Source organism: Bradyrhizobium sp. AUGA SZCCT0177 (assembly GCF_018130125.1).
In the GTDB taxonomy this organism is placed as follows: Bacteria; Pseudomonadota; Alphaproteobacteria; order Rhizobiales; family Xanthobacteraceae; genus Bradyrhizobium.
The window spans coordinates 110,442-136,982 of sequence record NZ_JAFCMA010000021.1 but is presented as its reverse complement, the minus strand read 5'-3'; the positions used below and the strand labels follow the sequence as shown (position 1 = coordinate 136,982).

The following is a 26,541-nucleotide window of genomic DNA, read 5'->3' as shown; positions in this document are numbered from 1 at the left end:
CATCACGTCAGAGCGTAATCTTCCCGGCCCTTCCCGGCTCGTTGCGGCAGCGCCGGAGCCAATCCGTAGATCTGCAGCGTTTGATCGACCATCGGACCGACACCGAAATACTGCTGGGCTCGTGCGATGCAGTTTCGTGCCATCGCCTGCCGCCGGGCGGGATCTGCCAGCTGTTCGATCGCCTGGGCCAGGGCATCGACGTCCTCGAACGGGACGACAAAGCCGGTTTGTCCGTTGATGATCTGATCCGAGGCGCCGCCGGCCGGCGTCCGGACCGGGACCAGCCCTGTCGCCATCGCTTCGGCAACGCCCAATGGAAACCCCTCGAAACGGCTGGGAAGCACAAACACGTCGGCGGCCCATAGCGCCTCGCGGACGTCGCCCATGAAACCCAGAAATTTAAACGTCTGATTATCCTTTTCATCGCCCGCATAGGCGAACGATTTGATCTCCTTTTCGCGGTCGGCGCCGCCGCTCCCGACAAAGAAGCACTTCAAATCGAGCGACGGGGGATCGCCGCGGTCGCGTAGCTTTCGCGCCGCCTTGATGAGCAGGTCGTGTCCCTTGACCCATGCGAGACGGGCCGCGAGCAGACACATGAAGTCGCCTTCTGCCAGACCGAATCTTTTCCGCGCTTGCTGCCGGTCAGCTGCCGAAGGCGGACAAAAATGATCGGTGTCAACGCCGCCATAGACCTTTGCAATTCCATCCTTCCGAAGCAAAAGATATCGGCTCAGGTGCTCGCGCGATTCTTCGGACATCAGGATCAGCTTGTGGGGAAAGAAGGCGTTGAAGAACAGGATCTGCTTCAGGCTGAACTTTGACTTCGGCGCGTTCTGGGCATTTTCGATATTGCCCAGAACGGACGGGTGATAGGTCGCAACGCAACGGGCTCCCGTCAGGAGAGACAACAACCTGCCCCACAACAGCATGCCGAGACCATGGACGTTGATGACCGTAATCTTGCGTTCCCGGATCAGCTTCAGCAGCCGAAAGAATATCGCCGGCGACGGCAGTTTTCCCAGTCCGGGAATTTCATGCCACTCCCTGACGGCCGCGGTCAGTTTCTTGCGCTTGTATTCGGACTTCTCGTCCGAGCGAACTTCGCCGGAAACCAGATAGATCTGCACGCCACGACCTTGCAGGCCGGTCGCAAGCGTCTCGCAATACGAAGCAATGCCGTCGTTGCAATTCACCACTTCAACCAGAAACAGGACATTGGCGCTGCCGGAAGCGACCTCGGTCATCGATTTATCTCTCTACTCGATCTCGTGAAACATAAGGCGGGGTTTAGCTTGGAAATCAGTTCCGATCGATGACGGATCTCCCTCGTACGCCTGCATTTTATGCGTGCAAGATGCGGGCCGAACGCATGGCAAATTAAATGCCTCGCGAAGCAAAGGCCCGGGATTGGCGGTATACGCCGGCCGGCCTCCCCCTCAAAGCCCTCTTTTTTCCAGTTCGGCGGCCTCTTCCGGCGAGAGAGCAACCCCCGCAAACCGGGAAACAAGGTACATCGCGATCTTCGGCGTCTTGAGATCGTACATCAGGCCGAACCGGTTTTCAGGCGGGGCTTTTGCGGGTTCATCGAGCAGCTCATAGATGCTGATGCTCTCGACGACGATATCCTTTTGGTCCCTCAGCGCGGTGAGCGTGTCGTTCAGGCTCTTCAGGCAACGCTCCGTCATATGGTCGCCGGGCTTGTTGCCATAGTCCGGTTTGTAGATCTCGCCGCAATTGATCTCATTGAATATGACCGGCCTCTGATAGCTGGCCAGTTTCTTGAACAGGTTGAAGCGCGGATTGCGGCCATTCCAGGCTCTGTTCGGATTCTCTCCCAGCACTTCGTAATAGTGGTAGGAAATCACGTCAAACCCGACCCCGCGCGCGGCCATGAAGTCCAGGAAGCCGAACATCGTCGATGTCGTATTCAGGACCTTGCGCAAATGAAGTCCGTTTTCCTTGTTGATCTTGTCGATCGCGTCTGAAGCCCCGCGCAAGACGGCCGCCCAATCTTCCATGATGGGCTTTTCGAACTCTTCCGCCGTGCCGCCGCTCCCGAACAATCTCTTGCCATCCGGACCGAGCGCGAGGAGGTTCAACTCGTTCTCCAGTTCCCAGTCCTTGATATCGTGCTTGAACTGGTTGACGAAATCGTAGGTCCGGTTGAAGCCCTGGCGATACAGCGCGTCACGGTCGCCCTTCGGATAGTTGCCCGCATCCGTGCGATCTCCCCACCGGAAGGCGAAGCCGAACACGGGATGCAGCGTTATCCCGTGAGCCTTGCCCTGTGCGATCGCCCGCCTCAACATCGGGGCTTCGGTCGGTTCGGTGTCCTTGGTCAGATTCACACCTATCCTGAATTGCGTCAGGCCACGCTCTTTCATGACCTTGAAGGCGGGCCCCAAATTCGCCCTGATGGCGGATGGCCCGTTGGTGCCCCACTCCAGGGCGTCCGCGCGAAACGAATTGATCGTGGCCGCAACCAGGACAAGGAGCGAAAGGCCCAATTTCCACGCGATGGTCGATGCGGCCGTCCGCTCAATCCCAGTTGCCCTTACAACGCTCATCATAATCACCTTCTGTGACGCCTTGGCTTTGCGAAACAAAGCAAGGACCATGCGAAACCCGATCCACGCATGCCGTTGCTGCAATTTGCCGCGGTAAGGCGTTTTGCTTTAGCGCGCCGCAAAAGTCGGGTCCAGCCCGGGAACCGAATACAAATGCGGCCGGCAACTGACATTAAACGACCCATTTAATCCGATCGTTTGACCACAACGCGCCAAAACCATGCCCTTTCAGCGCCGTGAGTAACATCCGCGGCGAATTCGCGATCCGCCGGATGCGACGTGAAAAACCAACCTCCGATTAACCGTCGCGGATAAACCCGTATTATTTCGATCTCGACCGCTCACGACGTGCATGATTGCCTGCTTGGCAAGCAGCCAAGCATTCCAAGTAGGCAACGCAAGGCAGCCGCCGCCTTCAGTCCGTCATTATGAGAACAGACCAAGCTGCCACGATCGAAGCTTGCCGATTCTGGTTCCCATTCCAGACGTCGCGCAAACAAACCGCCGGGAAATCCTTAGCAATGAAAATCCCCTTGTTGGTTCGACTTTTATCCAAATCAAATACTCAAAAAAGAAAACTGGCAGCTAAATCTCGCACAACTCTCCCCTTCCAACAGCCGGGCAATAGATGACCACATCCGCTGACCAGACCGTCCTCTCCGCAAGTTCCTTCGTTGGTTCCATCGGCGTCAACACGCATGTGGGGTATTCCTGGGGCTCCTACGACAATCTCGCTTTGCTGCAGGACAGCCTCGAATATCTCGGTGTCACAAAACTGCGCGACGGGCTTACCAACATTCCGGAGGCGCAACCTGTCCTGAATGGCCTGGCTGCGGACGGCTACAAGTTCGATCTGGTTGTTCCTTCCGGCGTACCCGCCGGCGGCAGCGCCGCGCTGCAGCAGTACCTGGCCTCGGTGGAACAGTTCGGCGCCGATCATCCGGGGAGCATCATTGCATTGGAGGGCCTGAACGAGGCCAACCTTCAGGCATTCAGCTACAACGGCAGTTCCACGATCGAAGCCGCGGCCCAGTTCCAGGCGGCCTATTTTTCCGCCGTGAACGGCAACGCCGCCCTGGCCAACATCGCCGTCTACAATCTCTCGCTGGGCTACAATGACACGACCGACTACGCCAAGCTGGGCGACCTGTCGGGCGCTTCCGACTATGCGAACTCGCACGCCTATGTCAGCACGAGCACGACACCGCAGGCCACTCTGGCGTTGATGCTGGCCAACGCCAAGTCCGTATCGTCAGGCAACCCGGCCGTCATCACCGAGACCGGCTATACGACCCAGAGTGACACCCCCTACATCGGCGCCAGCGAAAACGTGCAGGCCAAGTCGATCCTCAACACCCTGGTCGATGCCTTCAAGGGCGGAGTTGGTACGACATATCTCTACCAGCTGCTTGACGCCGGTGCGAGCGGCGTCAGCAACGATCCGGAGATGCATTTCGGCTTGTTCAACAGCGATGGGACGCCGAAGCTGGCCGCCACCGCCGTTCACAATCTCACGACCATCCTGAGCGACGACGGCACCGGTGGCCACCAACCGACCGCGCAGCTGGGTTACTCACTCAGCAACATGCCCGATACGGGCAACAGCATGGTCCTCGGCAAGAGCAACGGCGCCTACGAACTCGTGATCTGGGCCGAGCCGAAAGTCTGGAACGACGCCACCGACACCGAAATCTCCAACCCTTCTCAACCTGTCACCGTCAATCTCGGAGGCGTGCACCATACGGTCGGCGTCTACGATCCGTTGAGCGGCACAACCCCGATCGCGACCTATACCGACGTCAGCCAGATAACTGTCCCGCTCAGCGACCATCCTCTGATCATCGAGATCGACGCGCCGCTGTCGCCTGCGCCCGAAGAGCCGCTGCCGACCGATGTCAGCGGGACGGCCGCGGAAATCGCGCTGCAATTGTCGGACTTGAACACCAACGAATCGCTCCAGACGATTACCTTGACCGATACCCACGTGCTTCCGGTCGCCTCCGAATCGACGATGAAGTACATGATCTCGCATTATGGCAATGCGCTTTCAGCCATCCAGGGCGGCTATTCCTTTTCGGTTACGACCTCCACCAGCGCCTGGAGCGTAACCAAGGTCTTCGATTCCTCCGCAAACCTGCAATCGACCACCACTTCCAACTTCCTCGGCGGGTTCATTACCAGCAAATCGACGGTATTTGCGGACGGATCAACCGATAGCACCCTCTATACCGCGGGCGTGGCCACGCAGCAGGTCACCGTCGATGCGGCGAGCGGTTCCAGGGAAACCAAGTCGTTCGATCCGGTCAACGGCAAGCTCACCGCCGACCTGGTGCAGCACACGGATGGCTCATCCTCGAACACGCTGTACTCGGCCGGCGTCAAGACCAAGATGTACGTCACCAACGCCGACCACAGCCATGACAACAGCTATTACAATATCACCGGCCAGAACTACACCACCCAGACCCAGCACTACAGCCCGACCGGACAATTGACCTCGGATAGCCGCTGGCATGCCGACGGTTCGCTCGCCTACACCCAGGTGATCACGAGCGACGGCAGCAGCAAATTGACGACGCTGTATGACGCGACAGGCCACAAGACCACGGTCATCGCCTGGACTTCCGCTGCGACCACGACCAGCAAATACGACTTGTCCGGCAACCTGGTGCAGGAAATCGTGCACACGGTCACCGGCGATGTGACGACATCCAACTACAAGGGGTCCGTGCTGTCTTCGGTCTATATCGCCAGCTCCAATGGCACGAAAGAAGCCAAGATCTACGACAGCGCCGGCCGCCTCGCCAGCGATCTGATTCAGAAAACCGACGGCTCGTCCTCGAACACGCTGTATTCGGCCAACGTCAAGACCAAGATGTACGTCACCAACGCCGACGGCAGCCATGACAACACCTACTACAACATCACTGGCCAGTCCTATACGACCCAGAAACAGCACTATGACTCGAAAGGTGTATTGACCGCGGATACCCGCTGGCACGCCGACGGAACGCTCGCCTACACCAAGGTGATCAGCAGCGACGGCAGCAGCAAGGTGACGACGCTGTATGACGCGGCCGGCCATAAGGCTACCGTGACGAGCTGGAATTCGACCGCCACCACGATCGACAAGTACGATTCATCCGGCAATCTGGTCCAGGAGATCGTGCAGACCGCTACCGGCAACGTAACGACCTCCAACTATAACGGGTCGGTGCTGTCTTCGGTCTATATCGTCAATGCCAACGGCTCGAAGGAAACGAAGATTTACGACAGCGCGGGTCGCCTCTCCAGCGATCTGGTGCAGAACAAGGACGGCTCGTCCTCGAACACGCTGTTTTCGGCCGGCGTCAAGACCAAGATGTATGTCAGCAACGCCGACGGCAGCGATGACAACACCTACTACAATATCACCGGCCAGAGCTATACCACCCGGAGCCAGCACTACGATTCGAAGGGCGTCATGACCGCGGAAACCCGTTGGCATGCCGACGGCTCGCTCGACTACCACCAGGACGTCAGCAGCGACGCCAGCAGCAAGGTGACAGCGCTGTATGACGCGACCGGTCACAAAACCACCGTGGTCCGCTGGAATTCGGCCGCCACCAGGACCGAGAAGTACGATACGTCGGGCAACCTGATCCAGGAGGTCGTGAAGACCGCGGCCGGCAACGTAACGACCTCAAACTATAACGGGTCGGAGCTGTCCTCGGTCTATATCGTCAATGCCAACGGCTCGAAGGAAACGAAGATCTACGACAGCGCCGGCCGGCTCGCCAGCGACCTGGTCCAGAACAACGATGGCTCGTCTTCGAACACGCTGTTCTCCGCGGGCATCAAGACCAAGATGTATGTCACCAACGCCGACGGCAGCAACGACAATACCTACTACAACATCACCGGCCAGGCCTATACCACCCGGGCCCAGCACTACGATGCCGCCGGCAAGATGACGGCGGACACCCGCTGGCACGCCGATGGCACGCTCGAATATCGCCAGGTCATCAGCGGCGACGGCACCAAGGTGACGGACCTCTACGACAGCACCGGGCACAAGCTCACCGAGATCACACACCACACGGATGGGTCCACCGTGACGGACAGCTACAATGCCTCATCGGGCGCGCTGGTTCAGGACGTCGTCAAGACGGCCGGGGGTGACGTCACCACCACGAATTATTCGGGCGGCGTCATCGCCTCGATCTACGTCGCCAACGCGGACGGTTTCAAGGAAAGCAAGCTGTTCGACTCGGCCGGAAACCTGACCAGCGACTACGTTCAGAACACGGATGGCTCGTCCTCGAACACGCTGTACTCGTCCGGCGTCAAGATGAAGATGTATGTCAGCAACGCCGACGGCAGCGATGACAACTATTATTACAACATCACCGGCCAGACCTACACGACCCAGATCCAGCATGTCGACGCCGCGGGCAAGATCACCTCTGACACCCGCCTGCACGCCGACGGCTCGCTGGACTACAAGCAGGTCATCAATTCAGACGGCAGCAAGGTGACGGATCTGTACGACAGCACGGGATCCAAAACCCAGGAGATCGTCAACAACGCCGACGGCACCAAGGACGTCTACAAGTATGTCGTCAGCGGCAACCCGGGCGCGACCCAGCACGAAAGCTATACCGCCGGCGGCACGCTCCTGCAGATCGACGTTCAAAACAGCAACGGCACCCACACCGTCACGGCCGTCAGCACCGGTCAGTCGATTCAGGGTGGAAACGGAAACGACCTGTTTTCAGCCGCCCCGGGATCGACGACGATCGTCTTCGACCATGGCAATGACCAGATCAACAGCTTCCAGGCCGGCGCCGCGGCCAATCATGACATGATCAAGATCGCAGCGTCGCTGGTGGCCGACTACAGTCACCTTCAGTTTACGCAATCGGGAGCCGACACGCTGATCCACCTGTCAGCCACGGATTCGATCACACTGAAGAATGTTTACGCAACCAACCTCGATCACAGCAACTTCCTGTTCGTCTGAGGGGCGATGCGCTCTCCCGTGAGCGCATCGGCTTTCTCAAGGCAGGGATCGCGGCGGATCCCGGTCGACGGGACAAGTCTGCATCGCTAGAAGCCGGACCGGGTCACGCCCGGCCGGGCGCCACCGAGCCGGTGAAGATGATGTCCTCGGCCAGTAGAGGCAAACGCCGCAGCAACATCGTCTTCATCATGCCGGCCCGCTTGAACGTCGCCATCTGGATTTCCTCCGGAGAAAATCCGGCATCCAGGGCAACCTTTGCGATCGTGTAAGGCGTAAAGAAGAAACGATGGTCGGAATTGATGGTTTCGGTGTTGTTCAGGATTCCCTTGATGTTACCGCCCCTGAAAGCGTTCGGCACGGTAATGACGATTTTCTCGACGGCGTCACCATAGTTCTCCCTAAATCGTCCGAGAAAGGACACCGGATTCGGGATGTGCTCGACCACTTCACCGAACAGGGCAATATCGAACTTCCGGCCGGAGATCTGGTCAATCTTCTGGCCGGACGTCACATCGCCGGATACCATGTTGTCCAGTCCGGAAATTCGGCTCGCCTCCCGCACCGCGTCCGCATCGATATCGACACCGACCGTATACTCGGAGCACTCCGTGATCAGACCATGGAGCCAATCCCGGTGATCGATCTTCTTCTTGATGAGAGGAACGTGATCGCAGCATCCGACATGAAGAACCCGCTTGCCGCGGCACATGTCGATCAACACGTCACTTCGGTACCTGACACCCGTCTTGCCGCCGTAAGTCACGGCCATGTTCTCGTTGAACTTCGTACCTGCAAGATATGGAAAAATGCCCGTAAAGTCGGTCATGATTGACGACATGCTGATCCCCTCGTCGACTGGTTTCAGTGAACGATCGTCGATCAACGCTCAACACTGCGATTTAGACCGGGCTGTCACGCCAGGACGGGCCTGACGATCTTCGACGAAAACGAAAGTGATCTCATTGGCCGGAGCGACGGCGTATCCTTGCTAGCCGCCGCATTACCTCTAAGAAGACGACGATGCGGAACGCATCGACTTGGCTGGAATCCCCGCGACCACCGCTTTCGGCAATACATCCCGATTGACCACCGAGTTTGCTGCTACCGTTGCACCTTCACCAATCTTGATGGGCCCAATGATGACAGCGCCGGCGTAGATGACGACACCGTCTCCAACGCGCGGACAGCCCGGTTCGTTCCAGGCATGTCGACCCAGTGTCACGTTATGATAGAGCGTAACCCCACTCCCGACATGCGAGCCCTCCCCGATCACAAGCCCGGTCGGGTGCGGAAGTTTGAGTCCCGGGCCGATTTCCGCGAGCACCGAGATAAAGCAGCCGCGCCGCGCCAGTGAGCGCACGATCAGCCAGGTAATGCCGTGCCCCCAACGTGTGTTGAAGCGCAGCCACTTGGCAGCACGCCACCAGGCAATCACCGTAAAGCCGGGATCAGTGATCAAGGCAACCGCGGCAGCAACGACGCCGGAGTTCCCGGTGTTCGCCAGCAAATCCGCCCGCCACGCAGCCTGGGGAGGCTCGCGCCTCACCATTTTATCTGGTTCGACATGCGCGTTCATATCAAGGATCTCTCACGTCGCCGAGGGAACGTCTAACGGTTGCGCTTCGATTGATCGGCCGAGCAACGATCGCACGCTACCGCGAATCTGATGCCTGAATGCGACGTAACAGGACAGCACGACCACCAGATATAGACTGGTTGCAAGCAGCCAATGCTTCATGCTTGTCACATCGGCCGACGTCGCCGCGAGAGCCACGACCGTCCCGGCAAGGGTCGCGATGGTTGCTGGAAGCAGGGATTTGACGATCGACATGAAAGGCAGCCCGGTGTTTCGGCTGCCAACCACCAGCATAAAGGTGCACACGATAATCGCGGTGACAAGATACACGATAGCAACGGCCTTGAGACCGAACGGCAGCGCCACCACGAAAGACAGGATCATGGCGATGCTGTTGGCGCTGCTGATCCAGAACTGCAGACGGGCTTTCCCGCGCGCGAGCAGAATCGGACCGGCATAGGCAGCAATGGATTGCGCGGCCCCCGCCGGCGCAAGCGCGCTAACCAGCGGCAATACGTCCTGCCAATGCGGCGAAAGGAATGTCGTCACCGGGTAGTAGAGTCCAAACGTCAGATAAATCATCGCGGGGAAGGTAATCATCGCCGTGACACTCAGCATCGCGCAGATCGCCGCGTTCTGCTCCGCGTGCCGCCCGTTACCGGACATGCGGCTCAGCGTCGCCATCAAGACACCGCCGCCTGGCCACGAAAGGATCATCAACGGAAAGATCATGAACTGAAAGGCGAGACCAAAGAGCCCTACCGCGGCCGCGCCCAGCTTCGCACCGATCAGCAGATTGCCGATGTTGCGCGCGGCGAAATTGAGAATGTTCGAGGCCAGTATCCAGCTCCCGAAGGAGAGCATCGAACCAACACCACGCCATCGGAAGTTGAGCCTGATCTGATGCCGCGTAACCGCGTAGAAAGCGATCGCGCGAATGATCTGCATCAGGACGTAATATGAAATCAGCGCCCAGATCCCCCAGCCCAGAACGGCTCCGACGACGCCCACGGACGCGGCGGTGATTGACGCGCCCGCCTCCACCTTCGCCACGGTCTGGTAGCGCAACGCGCGCTCGAGTACCGCACGCGGTCCGAGCGCCGCTATGGAAAGGACGACGGAGACGGACAGCGCCGTCAGCACGCCCGACAGGCCATCCATCTTCACGGCCCCGGCCAGCGGTCCCGCTACAACCGCCAGCACCACGGCACAGCCGATGCCGATCGCCAGCATCATGGTCACGGCCGCTCCGGTCTCCTCACGCGAGAGCGAGCCTCGCTGTATCATGGCGCTCGACAGACCAAGATCGGTGAGAAGGGCTATGAAGGCGACAAACGGCAGCGAGAAGGCGACCAGACCGAACTCGGCCGGGGTGACGAAATAGGTCATCAGCAGCGTCATCAGAAACTGGACGACCGATTTCACGATGTTCACGCCGGACATCGAGAGCAGATTTTTCAGGATCATGAAGTCATCCGTATATTGTTTTTCCAGCCCCGCATCCGCTCAACACCTGGCTGCGCAATATTCGAAAGCGCCAACCGGCGGGTTGATCGTAACGTGTCCAGACCGCGTCCTGAGGCCAACTTCGTCATGCGAGGTGCCCCTGCCCTGCTCCATCGGGCGCCCGAAACAGCCGGGGGCGAAACGCGGCATCCAGAAAGCGCCGAAAACGCACCTCGCAAAGCTCGTAACTTATCGCTCCAGCGACAATCGACAGGACGAAGCCCAGAACCGCAAAGGTCCCGGAAAGAAGCCAAACATCCACGCCGCGTCCGGCAAGCTTCGCCCCGATCATCTGCAATGGAAAAAGGGCGAAGGGATGGACCAGATAGAGGCTGTAGCTGATCTTGCCGAGATACTGCAGCGATGGTGCACTCAACGCCGTCGCTATACCGGAGTTTTGCGTCAGGGCCATGCCGAACAGCAGAACACCGGGCACGAGACCGATAAATGGGTGCAGGTATTCGATCGAGACATACATCGCGGCGCCGCAAACCACGCCGGCCAGCAACCCGGTCCACCCTCCGAGCCGGATCGGCAGACCCACGGCACTGAACAGCAGCCCAACCAGGAAATACGCGGCAATCGGCCGAAACCATATGCCTGCGACGGCCAACGCGATCAGCGGCAGCGCCAGCATCCAGTTTTTCTGCTGAACGATGGCCACAAAGGTCGTGGCGAACAGAATGTAGAATGCCCACTCATAGCTCAGTGTCCATGCATTCTGCTGGCCAATCGGAAGCCCCAGAGCGTCGGGCAGGAACGCAAGGTTGACGAGGAACAACTGGACGTAAGTTCCAACATCAATTCCCTTGAAGAACTTGTAGCCGACAATCGGGCCGATCGTGAATAGCGTCAGATGGAGCAGGACAAAGACGGGAAGGATGCGAAGGCAGCGATCATAGAAGAACTTGGCAACGCTGCGGTGGCGCACCAGGCTGGCCGGAATCAGGAAGCCGCTGATCATGAAAAACAGCTCGACACCGTGTCCACCCATATTGATGGTCGATCCCAGCCACGGCCAAATCGGCGCCATGAATCCCGCCAGCAGCGGCATGTCGTAAAGATGCACGATCAGGACACTGAGCGCAGCGATGCCGCGCAGCCCCTGGATGGCCGGGAGAAAATCCTGCTTTGGAGCGTTCATCACCGCTCCCTCCTCTGAGAGGGAGCCATGGCAGGGACGCGGGGCGCGCGCGGGAAAGGCACTATCAGCGCCGGTGAGTGCCACGAGACTTTCATCATGCCGGCCGCGATGCCAGACCATCGATGCCAGGCGCGATCGGTGCAGAACTCACCAGATCCCGATTCGACGCGCCTCGCTTGGCGAACATGTCGCTAAAGGCGGCACCGATCATGATCAACCCGCTGGCCGGGCCATAGGCCAGTACCGTGATGGTAAAGAGGTTCATCGCGATCGTGGCGGACAGCTTGTAGATATCCCTGGTCCTCATGACCGCGGCGATGGCGAAAATCATGAATACGACGAAGATCGGGCCAAACATCAGATACGTGCCGATATAGAAATTATCGACTGGCACATAGTAGCTGAGCTTGTTCGAGAATAGCTGCTGCGGATAATTGAAACAGCCGAGGCCGCAACCGGTCACGAATCCCACGGGCATGAGCTCTTGCATATACACAAACGGGAGCTGCCAGCTGTTATTGACGCGATCCTGAAGGCTGAAGAATCCCCGAGAGATGCTGGTGAGGCCGTCGCCGGCGAAGAACATCATCAGCACGAAGGGAACCAGGATCGATGCGAAGGAGAGCCCCGCCATCCGGCGCAGCATGGGAAACTTCTCGCGTTCCGGGAGCATTCGAATGACAACAAGGCACAACAGGTACATTATCATCACGCCCAGCGTGGTCTTGCTGGTCGTGAGCTTGATGGCGTAAAGGCCGACCGGCGCCCAGATGGCGATCCACAGCAGACTTCTGCGAGCCGACGTCAACACGAAGGTAATAAACACGAAAAACGCGGCCATGGTGCTGTCGGCGGCAAACCCCGCCAGTCGCGTTTCCGACGCCGCCCACCAAAGTCTGGTGGCCTGCCGCGTGGCTCCCAGCGTTTCGAAAGCAAAGCCAACCCATGGCATCTGCACGCGTGATGAAAGGAAGATGCCGAAAATGGTAATGAAGAAGATGGGATGGATCAGGGCAAGAAGCTGCTTGTACTGACTAAAGTCGCGCCGACAAAAACAAAAACCCACAAACACGGGCGCTATCATCTTGAACGACGATGCCATGCCGGCGAAGTAGCCCAGAAAAACAAATCCGACGTATAAGGCGAACGCGATGTATAGCAGCGTGAGGACAGCGATCAGGCTCTTGCCGGTGATGATGTAGCGCTGGATAAAAGCCAGAATGCACATCAGCGCAAAGATATCCGGAAGAAACCACAGGACGTCCAGTTTAGCGATGCTCAGGTAGTAGCGTAGGGCGCCGGCGAACGCGTCGCGATAGAAATAGAGAAGCAGCGCAATCGCCTCGACGTTCCAGATGCCGATTTCCGGCAATTGGTTGTTTAGAGGCAACGGCTCCGGAGCTTTGAAATCCGGTGCTGCGAGAGATGACGACGACCGGCTCGTCATTGCCCCCCTCCTTCGGCCGTCGCGACAACGCGAGGCCTGCGGGCCAAAAGTCCGACGATGGCTTTCGAACCGGGGATCTCGATATTAGCATAGGTCAGGTTCGACAGCGCAAGAACGGCCACGACGTAACCCGACAGCAGTAACGTTGCAGCTATTCCCGAACCGAACTGATCAATCATCTGGAAGGTTCGCATGCCAACGCCGCGCGAGAAGTACTCGATCAATACGAGCACGAGCGCGTGCACCATGTAGATCGAATAGGATCGCTTGCCGAGCCACACCAGCGGCTTGACCGACAGCAGGTTCGGCAGGCCACGTCCGGGGAACGCCATCAGCGATCCGAGCAGGACGGCGAAAATGACCGGGGCAAGAAAGCTCAACATCGGCCACATTCCGACCACGCAGACAATGGCGATGGCCGCAATCGCGGCGCCGATCTGCCAGATCGACTGCAAAGCCGGGCGCACGGCAGGAGGCACCGACGCCACCGCTCTGAGCGTCAGCACGCCGAGGAAAAAACTCAGTATGCAGCGCGCGATGCCAAAGGTGTGAAAGTCCAGGGCATATTGTCGAAGAACCAGCAGGATAAAAGCCCAGCTGGCCAACGACAGAAACAGCGACAGCACATAGACAATGCGAACGTCCCGGAATTTTTGAGCCAGAACCACGACGCCGCCAAACACGAGGTAGGTATAGAATTCGGCGCTGATGCTCCAGCTTGGGCCGTTCCAGCTCAAATAATCAACGAATCCGATCGCGTGCAGCAGAAGCACATTCAGGAAAAACGAATAGCCGTTGTTGACCGCCATCTCGGGCGGCGCGAAATGAATCAGGCCGGTGCCCACAAGGCCGAGCTTCATCATTCGAAACGAGAGGAATGCGAGCAACGTGACGATGTGGAGCGGATAGATGCGAGCGAGCCGGCGCACGATGTACTCCCGAAACTCGAAAGTACCGAAGCCGCCTCGCACGTAACTCATCGAAATCACGATGCCGCTCAGAACGAAGAACAGATCAACGAACAGCCAGGCGTTATGAAAAAACGCAAAGTCGATCCAGGCCCTGTTCGGCAGGACCGCGGCAAGCGGTTGAGAAATGACAAAATGATGGACCACGACGCAAAGCGCGGCTATGCCGCGAACGCTGTCGAGCGGGACATAGTGTTCTTTTGAGCGATGGCCCGTCACGATCGAATTATGTCCGAATTGTTGCGATGCAACATAGTGCCTCTCTTCCGTTTTCCGTTCAACCCGAACCTTAAAATCCTCCCGCGAAAAACCGACCGCGCATGGCAGCTCCGCAAATAAATGCCCTCGTAGAAGCGCGGCCGCATTTTTAATCGCCCTGCACGTTTAATCGTCCCGTGTGGCAGGCTCCAGAATAAATACACCGGCGAAAAGCAACGTATTTGCCGTCGTCTGCGCCGGCATATCCGCAAATGGATGCGGCCACGAAGACGACGCATTTTAAAGCGGGCGTGAAACAATCCCTTCGCATCGCTGGCTCTTTGGAAGGCAGATCGATAAATTCGGGAACCTGGGACCAGCCCGGTCGGCCGCCGCCGTTTACCGCGCCCAAGTTCCAGTCAGTTCAGGAATGGGGTTTGGCACCTGCCGTCGCATAAGGGATCAATCAGGAAAATTCTGGGCGGAGCGTCCAATCTTGTCGCGATAGCTGTTTTCGTCCTGGCGCCATTTCCGCTTGGATCGGCGGATTTCGTCTGGATCTGGATCTGGATCGTCTTGCTCGCGCTCAGTCTATTGACGGCGGATCTGGAAGCCATCGGCCGTGAGGATTTTCGCCTGTTGCTGCCGCTGTTCATGACGATGGTGCTGATCAGCGCGATCGTCATGCTGCAAACATGGCCCGGTCCGCTGGTGGGACGGACGAATGCCGTCTGGAAGCTTCCGCTCGATCTCCTCGGCGCCGATGTCCCTGCTCGCATTTCGATGACCGCGGCCGGCCCTTGGCTCGCTTTTGGCTCCCCTCTGCTGGTGTCGCTTGCGTTCGTGCGCGCCTTTCTTCTTGCTGCCGATGCGCCAGCGGCCAAACGGCTTCTCCGGATATTGGCGTGGGCGGGTTTTCTTTACGCTTGTTACGGAATCCTGGCGCAGCTTGCCGACCCGAATACGCTGTTATTCAGGCAGAAGGAGGCGTATCTCGGCTTCGCCACCGGCACATTCGTCAATCGCAACACCGCCGCGACATTCTGGGGCAGTTGCGCCTTGCTCTTCCTGGTGCCTCTGTTGCGCTCGCTACATCGCGGGGACCAGCGCGCTGCTCCGCCATCAGATCGGCCGCTCGCGTTGCTCGGGCACTATTTCGCCGCACCAGCGGCTCTCGCCGTCGGATTTACCGTCTGCACGCTGGCGACGGCGATGACGGGGTCACGCGCAGGGCTGCTGCTGTCGATCTGCGCGTTTCTGCTGGCCGGCACACTCTATCTGTGGCCGCTTGAGCTCGGTACTTTTCGAAGATGGGCGCTGCTGGCGGGAGCCGCGGTCGTTTCCGTCCTGGTTCTTCAGCTGATCGGCGGCGCGGTGGCAGGGCGGATTCTCACCTATGGCCTGATCGACGATCAGCGGCTGGCGGCCTACCGCGCCGCGATCGCAATCGTCAGCGACCATCCGCTGTTCGGCGTCGGATTGGGCAATTTCGAGGCGGCTTTTGCCGCCTACCGGCCCGCCGAATTAGGCAGCCTCGGGATTTGGGACCGCGCCCACAGCACGCCGCTGCAACTCGCGGTCGAAATTGGCCTGCCCGCGACCATCCCGATCGTTGCGACCGTGCTTTGGTATGTTTACCAATTGTTCCGGGGCAGCTTGCTGCGGCGGCGCGATCGCTACATCCCCGTCACCGGAGCCAGCGTCGCCGCGCTGGGGTTGCTTCACAGCAGCATCGATTTTTCGCTGCAGATAGCCGGTTACGGGGTTTTTTTCGCCGCGATCACCGGTGCCGGGCTGGCGCAGTGCCTTCCGTCGTCATTGCGAAAAAACGGTGGCGGAGCTGTGGCGACTGAATTATGATTTAATTTAAATCGGCTGTTTTTAATGCGATTGATTGGGCAATGACAATGCGTTTGGTGGGTTTTTGTCTCGTGATGCTCGTGACCGGCGGAACGGCCCCGGTTGCCGCGGCACCCGCCAGCGGCGGATGCGTCCCGAACTCCTCGCTGGTGTCGGCAGAGCGCGCGACATCCTTTCTGGAGAACCCTGAAGCGCTCCTGAGCCAGTTCAAGGACGGTCAGGGCGGCCTCGCGTCGCAAATCCGCGACATGCTGATGACCCGGCCCGAGACGCTCGAAGGCATCGCATCGCTTTCCAAGGCCAGTTCCGCCGATCAAAGCCGTGCGATCGGTGCCGGTCTCGGCACCGCCGCCGCCGTGTGCGTGCTGACGCAGCCGGCCTTTGCCCAGCAAATCCAGGAAGTGGTCCTGAAGGCTGAGAATCCGCCGCTGATTCAAGCCTTCGTGAGCATCACGGGGGATATTCCGACCGAGGCGATCACCGGAGCAGATCCGAACGGCGACACCACCGCCGGCGGTGGACAGGGCACCACATCGACGCCGTCGCCGGGCGCCGTTTCGAGCAACAGCAGCACAACTTTCGGCGGCGGCGCTGGCGCCAGTACCAGTTCAACGACGCTTTTCACGACAGCCGCGGCCGGAACGCCATCCGTTCTGACGCCGGTCAGTCCGACCAACTGAGCGCCATGGAACGCCTGGATTGATCGCGAATTAACCAATATCCATCAGGCAGATAACGTCATCTGCGGTTAGATTCAATTTTAACTATCGGCGGAACCTAAACCCAACAACTCCGTGAGACACCGTACCTGCGTCAAGAAAAAGAATGACGGGGGACGACATGAAACTGCTATTTGCACCGATGCTGGCGACCGCAATCGCATTTGCCGGTGGCGCCGCCAGGGCCGAAACCGACGCCTCGACCGACGTGTCGCGGACCAACCGGACGGCCTTCATCGAGGAGTTCGACAACACGCTCGCGCCGCTCCAGTTCGTGAAGTTTTGCATGAACTACCGCGCTGAATGCGACGCGGAAACCGGCGTGCAGGCATTGCCGACCGCCGACCGCGCGATGGAAATGCTGCGAGACGTCAACGCCTCGGTTAACGAAGCGATATCACCGCTGCGCAAGTCCACGGATCCGATAACCGCGCGCTGGACGGTCTCGCCGGCCGCAGGCGACTGCAACGATTACGCAGTCACCAAGCGGCACCAATTGATTGCAAGGGGTTGGCCCCAGAGCGCGCTGCGCCTGGCGGTGGTCCTGACCAGCAGCGGTCAGGGGCACCTTGTGCTGGTCGCCCGGCTTCCCGACGGCGACGTTGTTCTCGACAACCTGTCGCGCGACGTCCGTCCCTGGAATGCCATGGGCTATACGTGGATATCGATGCAATCGAGCGACAATCCGCGCTTTTGGGTTGCTGTCGGCAGCCACGGCCAGCGCCTCCAGGCGAACCGGCTTGCATCCGTTAGGCCGCAGCTTCAGTGAACATTTATTGATAACTCACGGCATGGTTGCCCTCCCGTGAGCCTGCACCCGCCATCGATGGCTCCGGGCCACGGGCGGGTTGCAGTTCGTCTCACCGTCGGGTGAGAACGCGCGCTTTATTGATTATATTCTTATTAATACCTCAAAAATCTTGTCACCCTCAGGCATCGGCGGCCGCCCAGGCCCGCTTCTGGATGAAGGCCGTCATGGGTCGCCGGACGGACGGGACATTTCACTGGTCCGGAATTTGCTAGTTCCTCAAAGTCACGGGGACACTCTTTTGCACTGCACAAAAAGATGACACAGTTCTTTGCCATCATTGCCTTGAACAGGTGATTAAATGCCTGCAGATGTGATTAAACGCCTGAACCGGCGATTAAACACTGAACCTTCGATTAAACCGTATTTCCCCACCAGCCAGCGGTACACGAATGAATGGTATGTCCTTGATTCGACGACAGACTCTTGTGGCTGGGTTCAGGCTTCTGGCAGGCATAGCGCTGCTCCTGGTGATCTCGGCACCATGCCATGCGCAATGCGTCGCGCTGGCTGAGCGCGTCCCCCCGCCGGCCCTGCAGGCTTTCAGCACCTCACCCGGATCGCTGTTGCAACAGCTGCGTAACGACAAGGAAAAACTGGCGGGACGGCTCAGCGGATACCTGGTCACCGATCCGTCACTGCTGCCTGCCGTGGAAAAGCTGGTGAACCAATCATCGGACAAGGATCGCGTGGCAATCGGCTCAGGTCTTTACAGAGCGGAGTCACGCTGTCTCACGACCAAGCCTGAAGCGTCTCGGAAGATAAATGATTTCGTGCGCAAACTGGGAGACCGCGCGGTCTTGATCGGCTACGCGGCCGAGTCCGAACAGTTGGGCGCGGCGGCACCTGCTCAGGCTGCGAAGCCAGCCAATACCGGTTCCGGTCTGCTGACGGGTGAATGGAACACCGAGATATCAGATCCGTTTGCCAAGATACCGGTCCCGCTCAGCCAATCCCGCTACAATTGAGCTTGCAGATGTATCAACCCAGAGACCAGTTCCAGGCGCTCAAGAAGTACGGCATCGAGATCGGCACCACGACGCTGAGCGTCGAGCGTGCCATCGATATCGTGCGCCGGCAGTGGCCACTCATCGCCTCGGTCGTCGCCGGTACGTTGGCGCTTGTCGTCATCTATCTGCTGGTATCGACGCCGATGTATACGGCGAATGCCCGTATTCTGATGGATACGCGCCAGACCCAGGTCCTCGACAAGGAAACCGCTATCAACAGCAACCTTATCGACACAGGATTCGTAGACAGCCAGGTCGAGATCATCGGCTCGGAGGACCTGATCCAGTCGATCGTGCGACGGCTGCGCTTGACGGAGGACCCTGAATTCAACGGATCCGATCCCGGAATAGTGGCGATCATTATCGGTAAGACGCTTTCCCTGTTCGGGTCCGACGGGCCGCCCTCGAAGGAGAGGATCGAGCGCGCGGCCGTCGAGGCGGTGCAAAAAAACCTCAAGGTCGAACGCGTACTCACGACCTATGTTCTGTCCCTCAACTACCGTTCCAAGGATGCGGACAAGGCCGCGCGAATCGCGAATGCGATCGCCGACGCCTACATCGTTGGCGCGCTCGAGGCGAAATACCAGTCAACCAAGCGGGCCGGCGAGTGGCTGCAACAGCGCAGCGCCGAACTGCGCGAACAGGCGACCGCGAGCGACCGCGCCGTCCAGACCTTCAAGACAGAGAACAACATCGTTGGCACCAGCCGCGGCTTGATGACCGAGCAGCAGCTATCGGACGTCAATACCCAGCTCATTCAGGCCCGCGCCGCCACTGCCGAAGCCAAGGCTCGTCTCGACAGGATCGAGGCGATTTCGGACAAGGATCTGGCTCAGCCGACCGTCACCGACGCCCTCAACAATTCGGTCATCACCAGACTTCGCGCCCAATATCTCGATCTGGCGGGCCAGTATGCCGATTGGTCGGCGCGCTACGGCAAGACCCATCAGGCATCGATCAATCTCAACAACCGCATGGAAGAGCTGCGCAAGGCGATCGCCGATGAGGTCCGCCGAATCGCCGACGCCTACCGAAGCGATTACGCCATCGCCAAGAGCCGTGAAGCCTCACTTGAGGAAAACATGAAAGGACTGGTCGCCCAGGCCGGCAACACCGGTCAGGCGCAGGTAAGGCTGCGTGATCTCGAAAGTGCCGCCGATACCTATCGCAACCTGTACAACAACTTCCTCGAGAAGCTTCAACACGCGACGCAAAACCAGAGCTTCCCGATCAGCGAAGCGCGCATCATCGGCACGGCGGTCAAGCCCGACAAGAAGAGCTCGCCCAAAACCCTGCTGGCGCTGGTCGGCGGCCTGGTCGGCGGGCTCTGCTTCGGATTCGGCGCAGCCTTCTCGAAAGAGCTGATGAGTGACGTGCTGCGGTCTCCCGGCGAGGTCGAGGACGAGCTCGGCGTGAAATGCCTCGGCGTGCTTCCCGATTTACATCCGCAGAAGCCGGCTGGGAAGAAGGCGCGCCTGTTGCTGCCGATCGATAGTTCGGCAGCGAAGGGCAGGGACGATTCCCTCTCCCATTATGTCGTCGACCACCCGTTTTCGCGCTACGCCGAAACCCTGCGGAACATCAAGGTTTCCATCGACGTCGCCCGGCTGACCCGCGACGTCCGCGTGATCGGCATCGTCTCTTCGTTGCCTAAGGAGGGAAAGACCACGGTTGCCGCCAATTTTGGCCACCTGATCGCCCTGACCGGTCACCGTACCCTGCTGATCGATGGCGACCTGCACACCCGCTCGCTGACGCGCGAACTGGCACCGAACGCCAAGACCGGCTTGCTCGAAGCGCTCAGGGATCCCCAGTCGCTGGGTCAGCACATCAAGCGCAGCAAGGAAACCGGGTTGGATTTCCTTCCGTCCTTCGTCGTCTCGCGCATGGTCAATTCGGCTGACGTGATGGCCTCCAAGGCGATGACGGATATGCTGGCGACGGTGCGCGACAATTACGACTACATCATCATCGATCTCGCGCCGGTGATGCCGGTGACCGACGCAAAGGCGATCAGCCACCTCCTTGATGCGATGGTCTATGTCATCGAGTGGGGCCGGACGACGCGCAGCGCATTGCAGGAATCGCTGGCCAGTTCGGAGGCCATCCAAAAGAAACTTCTCGGGGCAGTTCTAAACCGGGCAAACCCCAAGATGCTCAAGCGTATTGAGGCCTATAAGGGCTCACACTACAATAGCTACTATGTCGAAGGCGCCTGAGGCGGCGCTGCCGTATCGGCCATCCCGCCGCCTCCATCGCCGGCTCATGCTGGGCGCCAATATCATTCTCGCCGCCGCCGCACTGGTTTGGGCGGCTCGGGTATTTCCCGACATTGGCGATCCCGCGGTTCCGCTGGTTGCCAGCCGCCTCGCGCGCGGCGAGAAGTACGACCCGGCCCTCCTGCGGGGAATGATTGCCGCGAACCTCCCGGCCGCCGAGCGGCAATGCAATTCGAAGACGCTGCGCGAGTTGCTGCTCCTGCAGATCGGACTAGCCGATGAAACGGTGCGTAGCGCCAATCTGCTGCAGGCCGACACCGACACCGCCAGCGTCAACTCCCAGAGCAAGGCGCTGATTGCGTGCGCACCCACCGAATCCCTTGGCTGGCTCGGCATGTACTGGTCCAGTATCCGCCAGGAGGGGTTCGGACCACGCGCGGTGGCGCTTCTTGACCAGTCCTATCGCCAGGCGCCCCACGAGGCCTGGCTGCAGCTCATTCGAGCGCCATTGGCGCTGCGGAGCTTCAACGCCCTGCCAGCCGCCCTGCAGGACGCGGTCGCACAGGATTTCGAAGACATTTTTCAAGCCCGGCTATATCCAAGCGCAGCCATACTCTATCAAGGGGCAACCGCCACTGCCCAAACGAAACTGCTCGACCGAACCTGTGCCGCTGCGGAAACCGAGCGACTGGTATTTCTTCATTTCGTGTCCGAGAGCGGATTGCAGATCCGCCACCGTTGCTATCCAGCAGGTCCCGCGCCAGCCGTCGATGTACGGCGACCGTGAAAAGACGTTACGGGCTACGGCTTTGCGGCCCCCCATGCGACTGCGCGAAATCGTTCAGGCTTCGCTCATTGGACGACTGGCCCTTGAACATCAGCAGGCCGCGGCTTGTGGCGACGATGTCGCCAGCGCGTAAACTGTCATCCTCTAGAATTCTTTGGAATGATTCGCGGGCGACGTCCGCATCGGATGGCGTGGGCTGGGCAAAACTCCGCCCTTCACGCCTTCTTTCTTCGATGCGCCGGCGGGCGGCCTCAATATCGGCAAGCCACTGCTCGCGAGACATTCTGGGCTCGCCGGGCTGTTCCGACTCCGGCTCGACCTGCGCCGTGGCATCAGGCGGAAAAACGCCGCCAAAGACAAGTGCCGCAAACAGGACCCTGAATGATGCCAACAGCATCGGAAAATCCTAGACCAAGAGCCCCAAAAGGCAAAGTCCCGGGATCAGCCGAGCGCGGGACGCACCCCGTCCCGCTCAATAGGCATCCTGATACATCATGACCATCGCGGTCCGGATGATGATCCGCATATCCAGCCAAATGCTCCAGTTGCTGACGTACCAGACGTCATACTCGACGCGCTTTTCCATCAAGTCGATGGTCGGCGTTTCGCCGCGGAAGCCGTTGACCTGCGCCCAGCCCGTCAAGCCTGGCTTCATATGATGGCGATACACATAGTTGCTGATCACCTGGTCGTAATAATTGTCATGGGCCAGCGCATGCGGTCGCGGACCGACCAGCGACATTTCCCCGCGCAGCACGTTCCAGAGCTGCGGCAATTCATCGATGCTGGTCTTCCGGAGGAAGCGGCCAACCCGGGTCACCCGCCTGTCCTGCTTGGTCGCTTGGGTAACGGTGTGGCCGTTCTCCGCAACGCTCATGCTGCGAAATTTCCAGATCTCGAAAGGCTTTCCGTTGAAGCCGCGACGGGACTGCCGGAAGATGATGCTGCCCTCTGAATCGAGCTTGATCAAAACCGCTGAAATGATCAACAGAGGCGCCAGCATCAAAAGGGCAATCGAGGCGAGGCCGATGTCCAGACACCGTTTCTGCGCGCGTTCGAAGATCGATAGCGGCGGCCGCTGAATTTCGATCGCCATCGTTCCGCTGACGGGCATGAACGGCCGCGAAACCAGATCTGCGATCGGAAAATCAGGCAGCAGCCGAATCGGCTGCGGGACCTGGCGCAGCCGCTGACTCAGCTTCTGAAGCATCGGCAGTTCGTTCCAGTCGATTGCCAGTAGAAACTCCTCGGCATTCGTCGTGCGCGACTGCCGAATGATGTTCAAAATCTCGGCGTCGAGGGCCGCGTCATCCTGCGTCGCGTTCAACACGAAATGACGCACGACGTCGAAGCCGTTCTTGCGCAAGTCCTTGAAGCGGTTCGAAGTAAAATCGAGCGGTTTCAGGCTGAGCAGCACGACCCTGCGGTCAATCAAATGACCCTTTGCCAGCGAAGACGCCAGGCCGATGCGCCAGGCCGCCCGGTGCGCGCCCAGGCTGACAAGCCCGGTAATCGCGAACACGATGGTCGTACCGCGCGAAAGGCTCGTGGTCGATTTCAGAAGAAAGGCGATGAGAGCCAGAATCGCCAGCGACATCATCCAGACGAAAACAACCTTCCGCGCCTGCCACATTCCGTTGAACAGACGATGGCTGTCGTAGACGCGCTGGAAAAACGCTATTGCGACGAACGCAACACCGACGATCAGGCCCGCACCAATCGGAACTTCCTGATCGGCCGGCGTTCCCATGAACTGGCGATAGACGACACCCGCCACCAGATAGCTCACCAGGATCAGCAGAAAGTCGCCACTGATGAGAAAAATCTGGAAAGGGCGCTGCAGGGACGCGCCACGACTTGCAATCGTCGCAGAGACGTCTTCGGTACCATATGTTGTTGCAGACATCTCAGGCCCTCGTCACTTCCATCACTGCAACCGCCGACATCGCTGCAACCACCGAGGTGTTGATTTAAATAATCGGAGGGCAACGAGCGATGTCGAATTAATCTCGCGGAAAGATCTTCGACGACCGCTTTGAGAGAGTGCTAACCAATCGAAGCGAGAGTGTGGCACCGCACCCAAAAAATCAAATGTATTTTTGCATTGCGTCAATGCGGCAATTAAATGATCAGTCCGTGCTATTTAAATATTCAATATGCGCGCCACATGCGCAATGGACCATCAAAAACAGGGCAATTTTTTCCCACCGCGCCATAATTCCGGTGTCGCGTCATAATCCTGATAATTATGTGGCGCCGGTGCAGCACGCCCTTCGTGCGCTTATCGAGATCGCGTTTCGGCATCAATGCGGGGGTGGGCCGATTGATGCCAGGCCCACGAGGACCTCACAACCGTTGCCAGATCCGAGCAAGCGGGACGAAAATCGAGATCAGCGCGAGCTGCCGACGGATCGGCGACCAGAATCGGCGGATCACCGGGCCGACGCGGCCTTGTCACCAGTGGAACGTTAAGGCCTGTTTCGCGCTCGATGGCCGCCAGCACCTGACGCACCGAGAATCCAGAACCCGTACCAAGATTGTAGCGACCGCCCGGAGAGCCGTTCAGCAGGGCATCGAGGGCACGAACATGCGCTGCAGCCAGATCCACCACGTGAATGTAGTCGCGTATCGCCGTACCGTCCGGGGTCTCATAATCATCCCCGAAAATCGCAAAGTCGCTGACATGACCTTGCAGGGTCATCATCGCGCGCGGAATGAGATGGGTTTCCGGATCACGAAGTTCGCCGATTGATCCCGACAATTCCGCACCACAGGCGTTGAAATAGCGCAGACAGAACGAATGCATGCCATAGGCAGAGCGATAATCCGCCAGGATTTGCTCGATCATCCATTTCGAGACGCCGTAAGGGTTCACGGCAACGCCGGCGGCGCCCTCACTGATCGGATCGCGACCCGCATTGCCGTAGACCGCTCCGGTACTCGAAAAGACCAGGCGGCGACATTTCTGCTCGAGCATCGCTTTCAATAGCGACAATGTTCCGCAAACATTGTTCAGATAATATTTCTGGGGCGCGGTGACGGATTCACCCACCTGGCTGAATGCAGCAAAATGCATCACGGCGACGACGTCGTGGGACGCGATCGCTTCGGCCACTCGCGCCGTGTCACTGACGTCGCCCTCGACAAAAGGACCCCACTTCACGAAGCTGCGGTGACCGGTCGACAGGTTATCGAAGCATACCGGGACGTAGCCGGCCTCCGACAAAGCCTTGCAGCAGTGCGCGCCGATATAACCGGCTCCTCCGGTCACGAGAATGGCAGGGCCTTGGGACACAGGTTTCTCCACGAAAGCAGACTTGGATTGAGAAGCGGTAGTTGCCTTCAGGCTGACGTTGGCATCGCGTTCACGCTAGCCCGCTGCTTTCGTTTGGCGCCCGACGCTTTGGTACAGGAATCCCCTGCCGGTCAGATCGTCCGGATTGTATACGTTTCGCAGATCGATCACGACCGGAGCCGCCATCTCCTGCTTTAGCCGATCAAGATCGAGGGCTCGAAATTGCTCCCACTCGGTCACGATGACCAATGCGTCGGCGCCCTCGGCGCAGCTGTAGGCGTTTTCGTGATACTCGATGTCAGGCATCTCCAATCGGGCCTGTTCCATGCCCACCGGATCGAACGCCCGGACCGTCGCGCCCAAGTCGCGGAGCGCCGTAATCAGCGGTATCGAGGGGGCCTCTCTCATGTCGTCGGTATTGGGCTTGAAGGTCAAGCCGAGGACAGCAACTGTTTTTCCGCGAAGGTTGCCACCGAATGGCGCGGCCACTTTGCGGGCCATGGCGCGTTTGCGGGTGTCGTTGACCGAATTCACCGCTTCCAGAATCCTTAGCGGAACGTCGTAGTCCTGCGCAGTCTTGATCAGCGCACGGGTGTCCTTGGGAAAACACGAGCCACCGTAACCAGGACCAGCATGAAGGAATTTCGATCCGATGCGATTGTCCAAGCCTATGCCGCGGGCAATCTCCTGAACGTCCGCGCCGACCTTTTCCGCCAGATCGGCGATTTCGTTGATGAAGGTGATCTTGGTAGCCAGAAATGCATTGGCCGCATACTTGATGAGTTCGGCGGTACGACGCCCGGTGTACATGATCGGCGCCTGATTCAAATAAAGCGGCCGGTATATCTCGCCGATCACCTTGCGCGCGCGCGGATCTTCGGTGCCCACGACGATGCGGTCCGGATGCTTGAAGTCGCGCACGGCCGCGCCTTCGCGCAGAAACTCCGGGTTCGACGCGACGGCGACATCGGCAGAAGGATTCACCTGCTCGATGATTCGCTCGACCTCATCGCCTGTGCCCACCGGGACGGTCGATTTCGTGACGATGACGGTAAAACCCTGGACGGATTTCGCAATTTCTCGCGACGCCGCATAAACATAGCTGAGATCCGCGTGACCATCGCCGCGCCGCGACGGCGTGCCGACCGCGATAAAGACAACGTCGGCTTCGCCTACCGGTCCCGCAAGGTCGGTCGTGAAGACGAGTCGGCCTTCACGCGCGTTGGTTTGGACAACGCGGTCAAGATCGGGCTCGAATATCGGAATTTCGCCGCGCTGTAGCGATGCGATCTTGGCCTCGTCCTTGTCCACGCAAGTGACGTGGTGTCCAAAGTCGGCGAAACAGGCACCCGAAACCAATCCAACGTATCCCGTTCCCACAACAACAACGCGCATGAGCTGAGCACTTTCTTTTTCCGGTATTTAATTCCCC

Annotated in this window: 19 protein-coding genes; 7 read left to right on the top strand and 12 right to left on the bottom strand. The window is 59.1% G+C overall.

Annotation, left to right across the window (positions count from 1 at the left end; translation table 11 throughout):
• Positions 1-2 precede the first annotated feature (2 nt).
• Complete coding sequence (locus tag JQ597_RS24080; RefSeq protein WP_212267244.1) at positions 3-1,247, bottom strand: glycosyltransferase family 4 protein; 1,245 nt, start codon at positions 1,245-1,247, stop codon at positions 3-5.
• Positions 1,248-1,439: 192 nt separating this feature from the next.
• Positions 1,440-2,570 carry a glycoside hydrolase family protein gene (locus tag JQ597_RS24075; protein WP_212267242.1) on the bottom strand — a complete coding sequence of 377 codons (1,131 nt, stop codon included), beginning with the start codon at positions 2,568-2,570 and terminating at the stop codon, positions 1,440-1,442.
• Positions 2,571-3,198: 628 nt separating this feature from the next.
• Here JQ597_RS24075 and JQ597_RS24070 point away from each other — a divergent pair.
• A complete protein-coding gene (locus tag JQ597_RS24070) occupies positions 3,199-7,572 on the top strand; it encodes an RHS repeat protein (RefSeq protein WP_212267240.1) in 4,374 nt (1,457 codons plus the stop codon).
• A 103-nt stretch (positions 7,573-7,675) separates the two neighbouring features.
• Here the strand turns inward: JQ597_RS24070 and JQ597_RS24065 are convergent, their stop codons facing one another.
• The 6 genes from JQ597_RS24065 to JQ597_RS24040 all read right to left on the bottom strand — a co-directional run bounded on the left by JQ597_RS24065 (position 7,676) and on the right by JQ597_RS24040 (position 14,360).
• Complete coding sequence (locus JQ597_RS24065; protein WP_212267238.1) at positions 7,676-8,410, bottom strand: methyltransferase domain-containing protein; 735 nt, start codon at positions 8,408-8,410, stop codon at positions 7,676-7,678.
• Positions 8,411-8,578: 168 nt separating this feature from the next.
• Positions 8,579-9,148 carry a serine O-acetyltransferase gene (locus JQ597_RS24060; protein ID WP_249136232.1) on the bottom strand — a complete coding sequence of 190 codons (570 nt, stop codon included), beginning with the start codon at positions 9,146-9,148 and terminating at the stop codon, positions 8,579-8,581.
• A 12-nt stretch (positions 9,149-9,160) separates the two neighbouring features.
• Positions 9,161-10,615 (bottom strand): lipopolysaccharide biosynthesis protein, encoded by a 1,455-nt coding sequence (locus JQ597_RS24055; RefSeq protein ID WP_212267236.1) that lies wholly within the window; start codon positions 10,613-10,615, stop codon positions 9,161-9,163.
• Positions 10,616-10,739: 124 nt separating this feature from the next.
• A complete protein-coding gene (locus JQ597_RS24050) occupies positions 10,740-11,798 on the bottom strand; it encodes an acyltransferase family protein (RefSeq protein WP_212267295.1) in 1,059 nt (352 codons plus the stop codon).
• 94 nt (positions 11,799-11,892) lie between these two features.
• On the bottom strand, positions 11,893-13,245 hold the full coding sequence (locus tag JQ597_RS24045; protein WP_212267234.1) for a hypothetical protein: 1,353 nt from the start codon (positions 13,243-13,245) through the stop codon (positions 11,893-11,895).
• Positions 13,242-14,360, bottom strand: a complete 1,119-nt coding sequence (locus JQ597_RS24040; protein ID WP_349628876.1) for an acyltransferase family protein — start codon at positions 14,358-14,360, stop codon at positions 13,242-13,244. Before JQ597_RS24040 ends, JQ597_RS24045 begins: the two co-directional genes overlap by 4 nt.
• A 627-nt stretch (positions 14,361-14,987) precedes the next feature.
• On the opposite strand from JQ597_RS24040, the gene JQ597_RS24035 reads away from it, so the two are divergent.
• The 6 genes from JQ597_RS24035 to JQ597_RS24010 all read left to right on the top strand — a co-directional run bounded on the left by JQ597_RS24035 (position 14,988) and on the right by JQ597_RS24010 (position 21,814).
• Positions 14,988-16,271, top strand: coding sequence for an O-antigen ligase family protein (locus JQ597_RS24035; RefSeq protein WP_249148134.1), 1,284 nt, complete (start codon positions 14,988-14,990; stop codon positions 16,269-16,271).
• Between the two features lie 74 nt (positions 16,272-16,345).
• The gene (locus tag JQ597_RS24030) at positions 16,346-16,951 is read left to right on the top strand and encodes a hypothetical protein (RefSeq protein WP_212267228.1); all 606 of its coding nucleotides are present in this window, start codon (positions 16,346-16,348) and stop codon (positions 16,949-16,951) included.
• Between the two features lie 160 nt (positions 16,952-17,111).
• Positions 17,112-17,759 carry a transglutaminase-like cysteine peptidase gene (locus JQ597_RS24025; RefSeq protein ID WP_212267226.1) on the top strand — a complete coding sequence of 216 codons (648 nt, stop codon included), beginning with the start codon at positions 17,112-17,114 and terminating at the stop codon, positions 17,757-17,759.
• Between the two features lie 440 nt (positions 17,760-18,199).
• Entirely contained in the window at positions 18,200-18,766 is a 567-nt protein-coding gene (locus JQ597_RS24020; protein WP_212267224.1) for a hypothetical protein, read from the top strand.
• Positions 18,767-18,774: 8 nt separating this feature from the next.
• Positions 18,775-21,027 (top strand): polysaccharide biosynthesis tyrosine autokinase, encoded by a 2,253-nt coding sequence (locus JQ597_RS24015; protein ID WP_212267222.1) that lies wholly within the window; start codon positions 18,775-18,777, stop codon positions 21,025-21,027.
• A complete protein-coding gene (locus JQ597_RS24010) occupies positions 21,011-21,814 on the top strand; it encodes a hypothetical protein (protein ID WP_212267220.1) in 804 nt (267 codons plus the stop codon). The genes JQ597_RS24015 and JQ597_RS24010 overlap by 17 nt, the downstream gene beginning before the upstream one ends.
• 7 nt (positions 21,815-21,821) lie before the next feature.
• Here the strand turns inward: JQ597_RS24010 and JQ597_RS24005 are convergent, their stop codons facing one another.
• The 4 genes from JQ597_RS24005 to JQ597_RS23990 all read right to left on the bottom strand — a co-directional run bounded on the left by JQ597_RS24005 (position 21,822) and on the right by JQ597_RS23990 (position 26,504).
• Positions 21,822-22,211 carry a hypothetical protein gene (locus tag JQ597_RS24005; protein ID WP_212267217.1) on the bottom strand — a complete coding sequence of 130 codons (390 nt, stop codon included), beginning with the start codon at positions 22,209-22,211 and terminating at the stop codon, positions 21,822-21,824.
• 75 nt (positions 22,212-22,286) lie between these two features.
• The gene (locus tag JQ597_RS24000; protein ID WP_212267212.1) at positions 22,287-23,720 is read right to left on the bottom strand and encodes an undecaprenyl-phosphate glucose phosphotransferase; all 1,434 of its coding nucleotides are present in this window, start codon (positions 23,718-23,720) and stop codon (positions 22,287-22,289) included.
• A 375-nt stretch (positions 23,721-24,095) separates the two neighbouring features.
• Positions 24,096-25,109 (bottom strand): UDP-glucose 4-epimerase GalE, encoded by a 1,014-nt coding sequence (gene galE, locus JQ597_RS23995; protein ID WP_212267291.1) that lies wholly within the window; start codon positions 25,107-25,109, stop codon positions 24,096-24,098.
• 75 nt (positions 25,110-25,184) lie between these two features.
• On the bottom strand, positions 25,185-26,504 hold the full coding sequence (locus JQ597_RS23990) for a UDP-glucose dehydrogenase family protein (RefSeq protein ID WP_212267208.1): 1,320 nt from the start codon (positions 26,502-26,504) through the stop codon (positions 25,185-25,187).
• Positions 26,505-26,541: the final 37 nt, after the last annotated feature.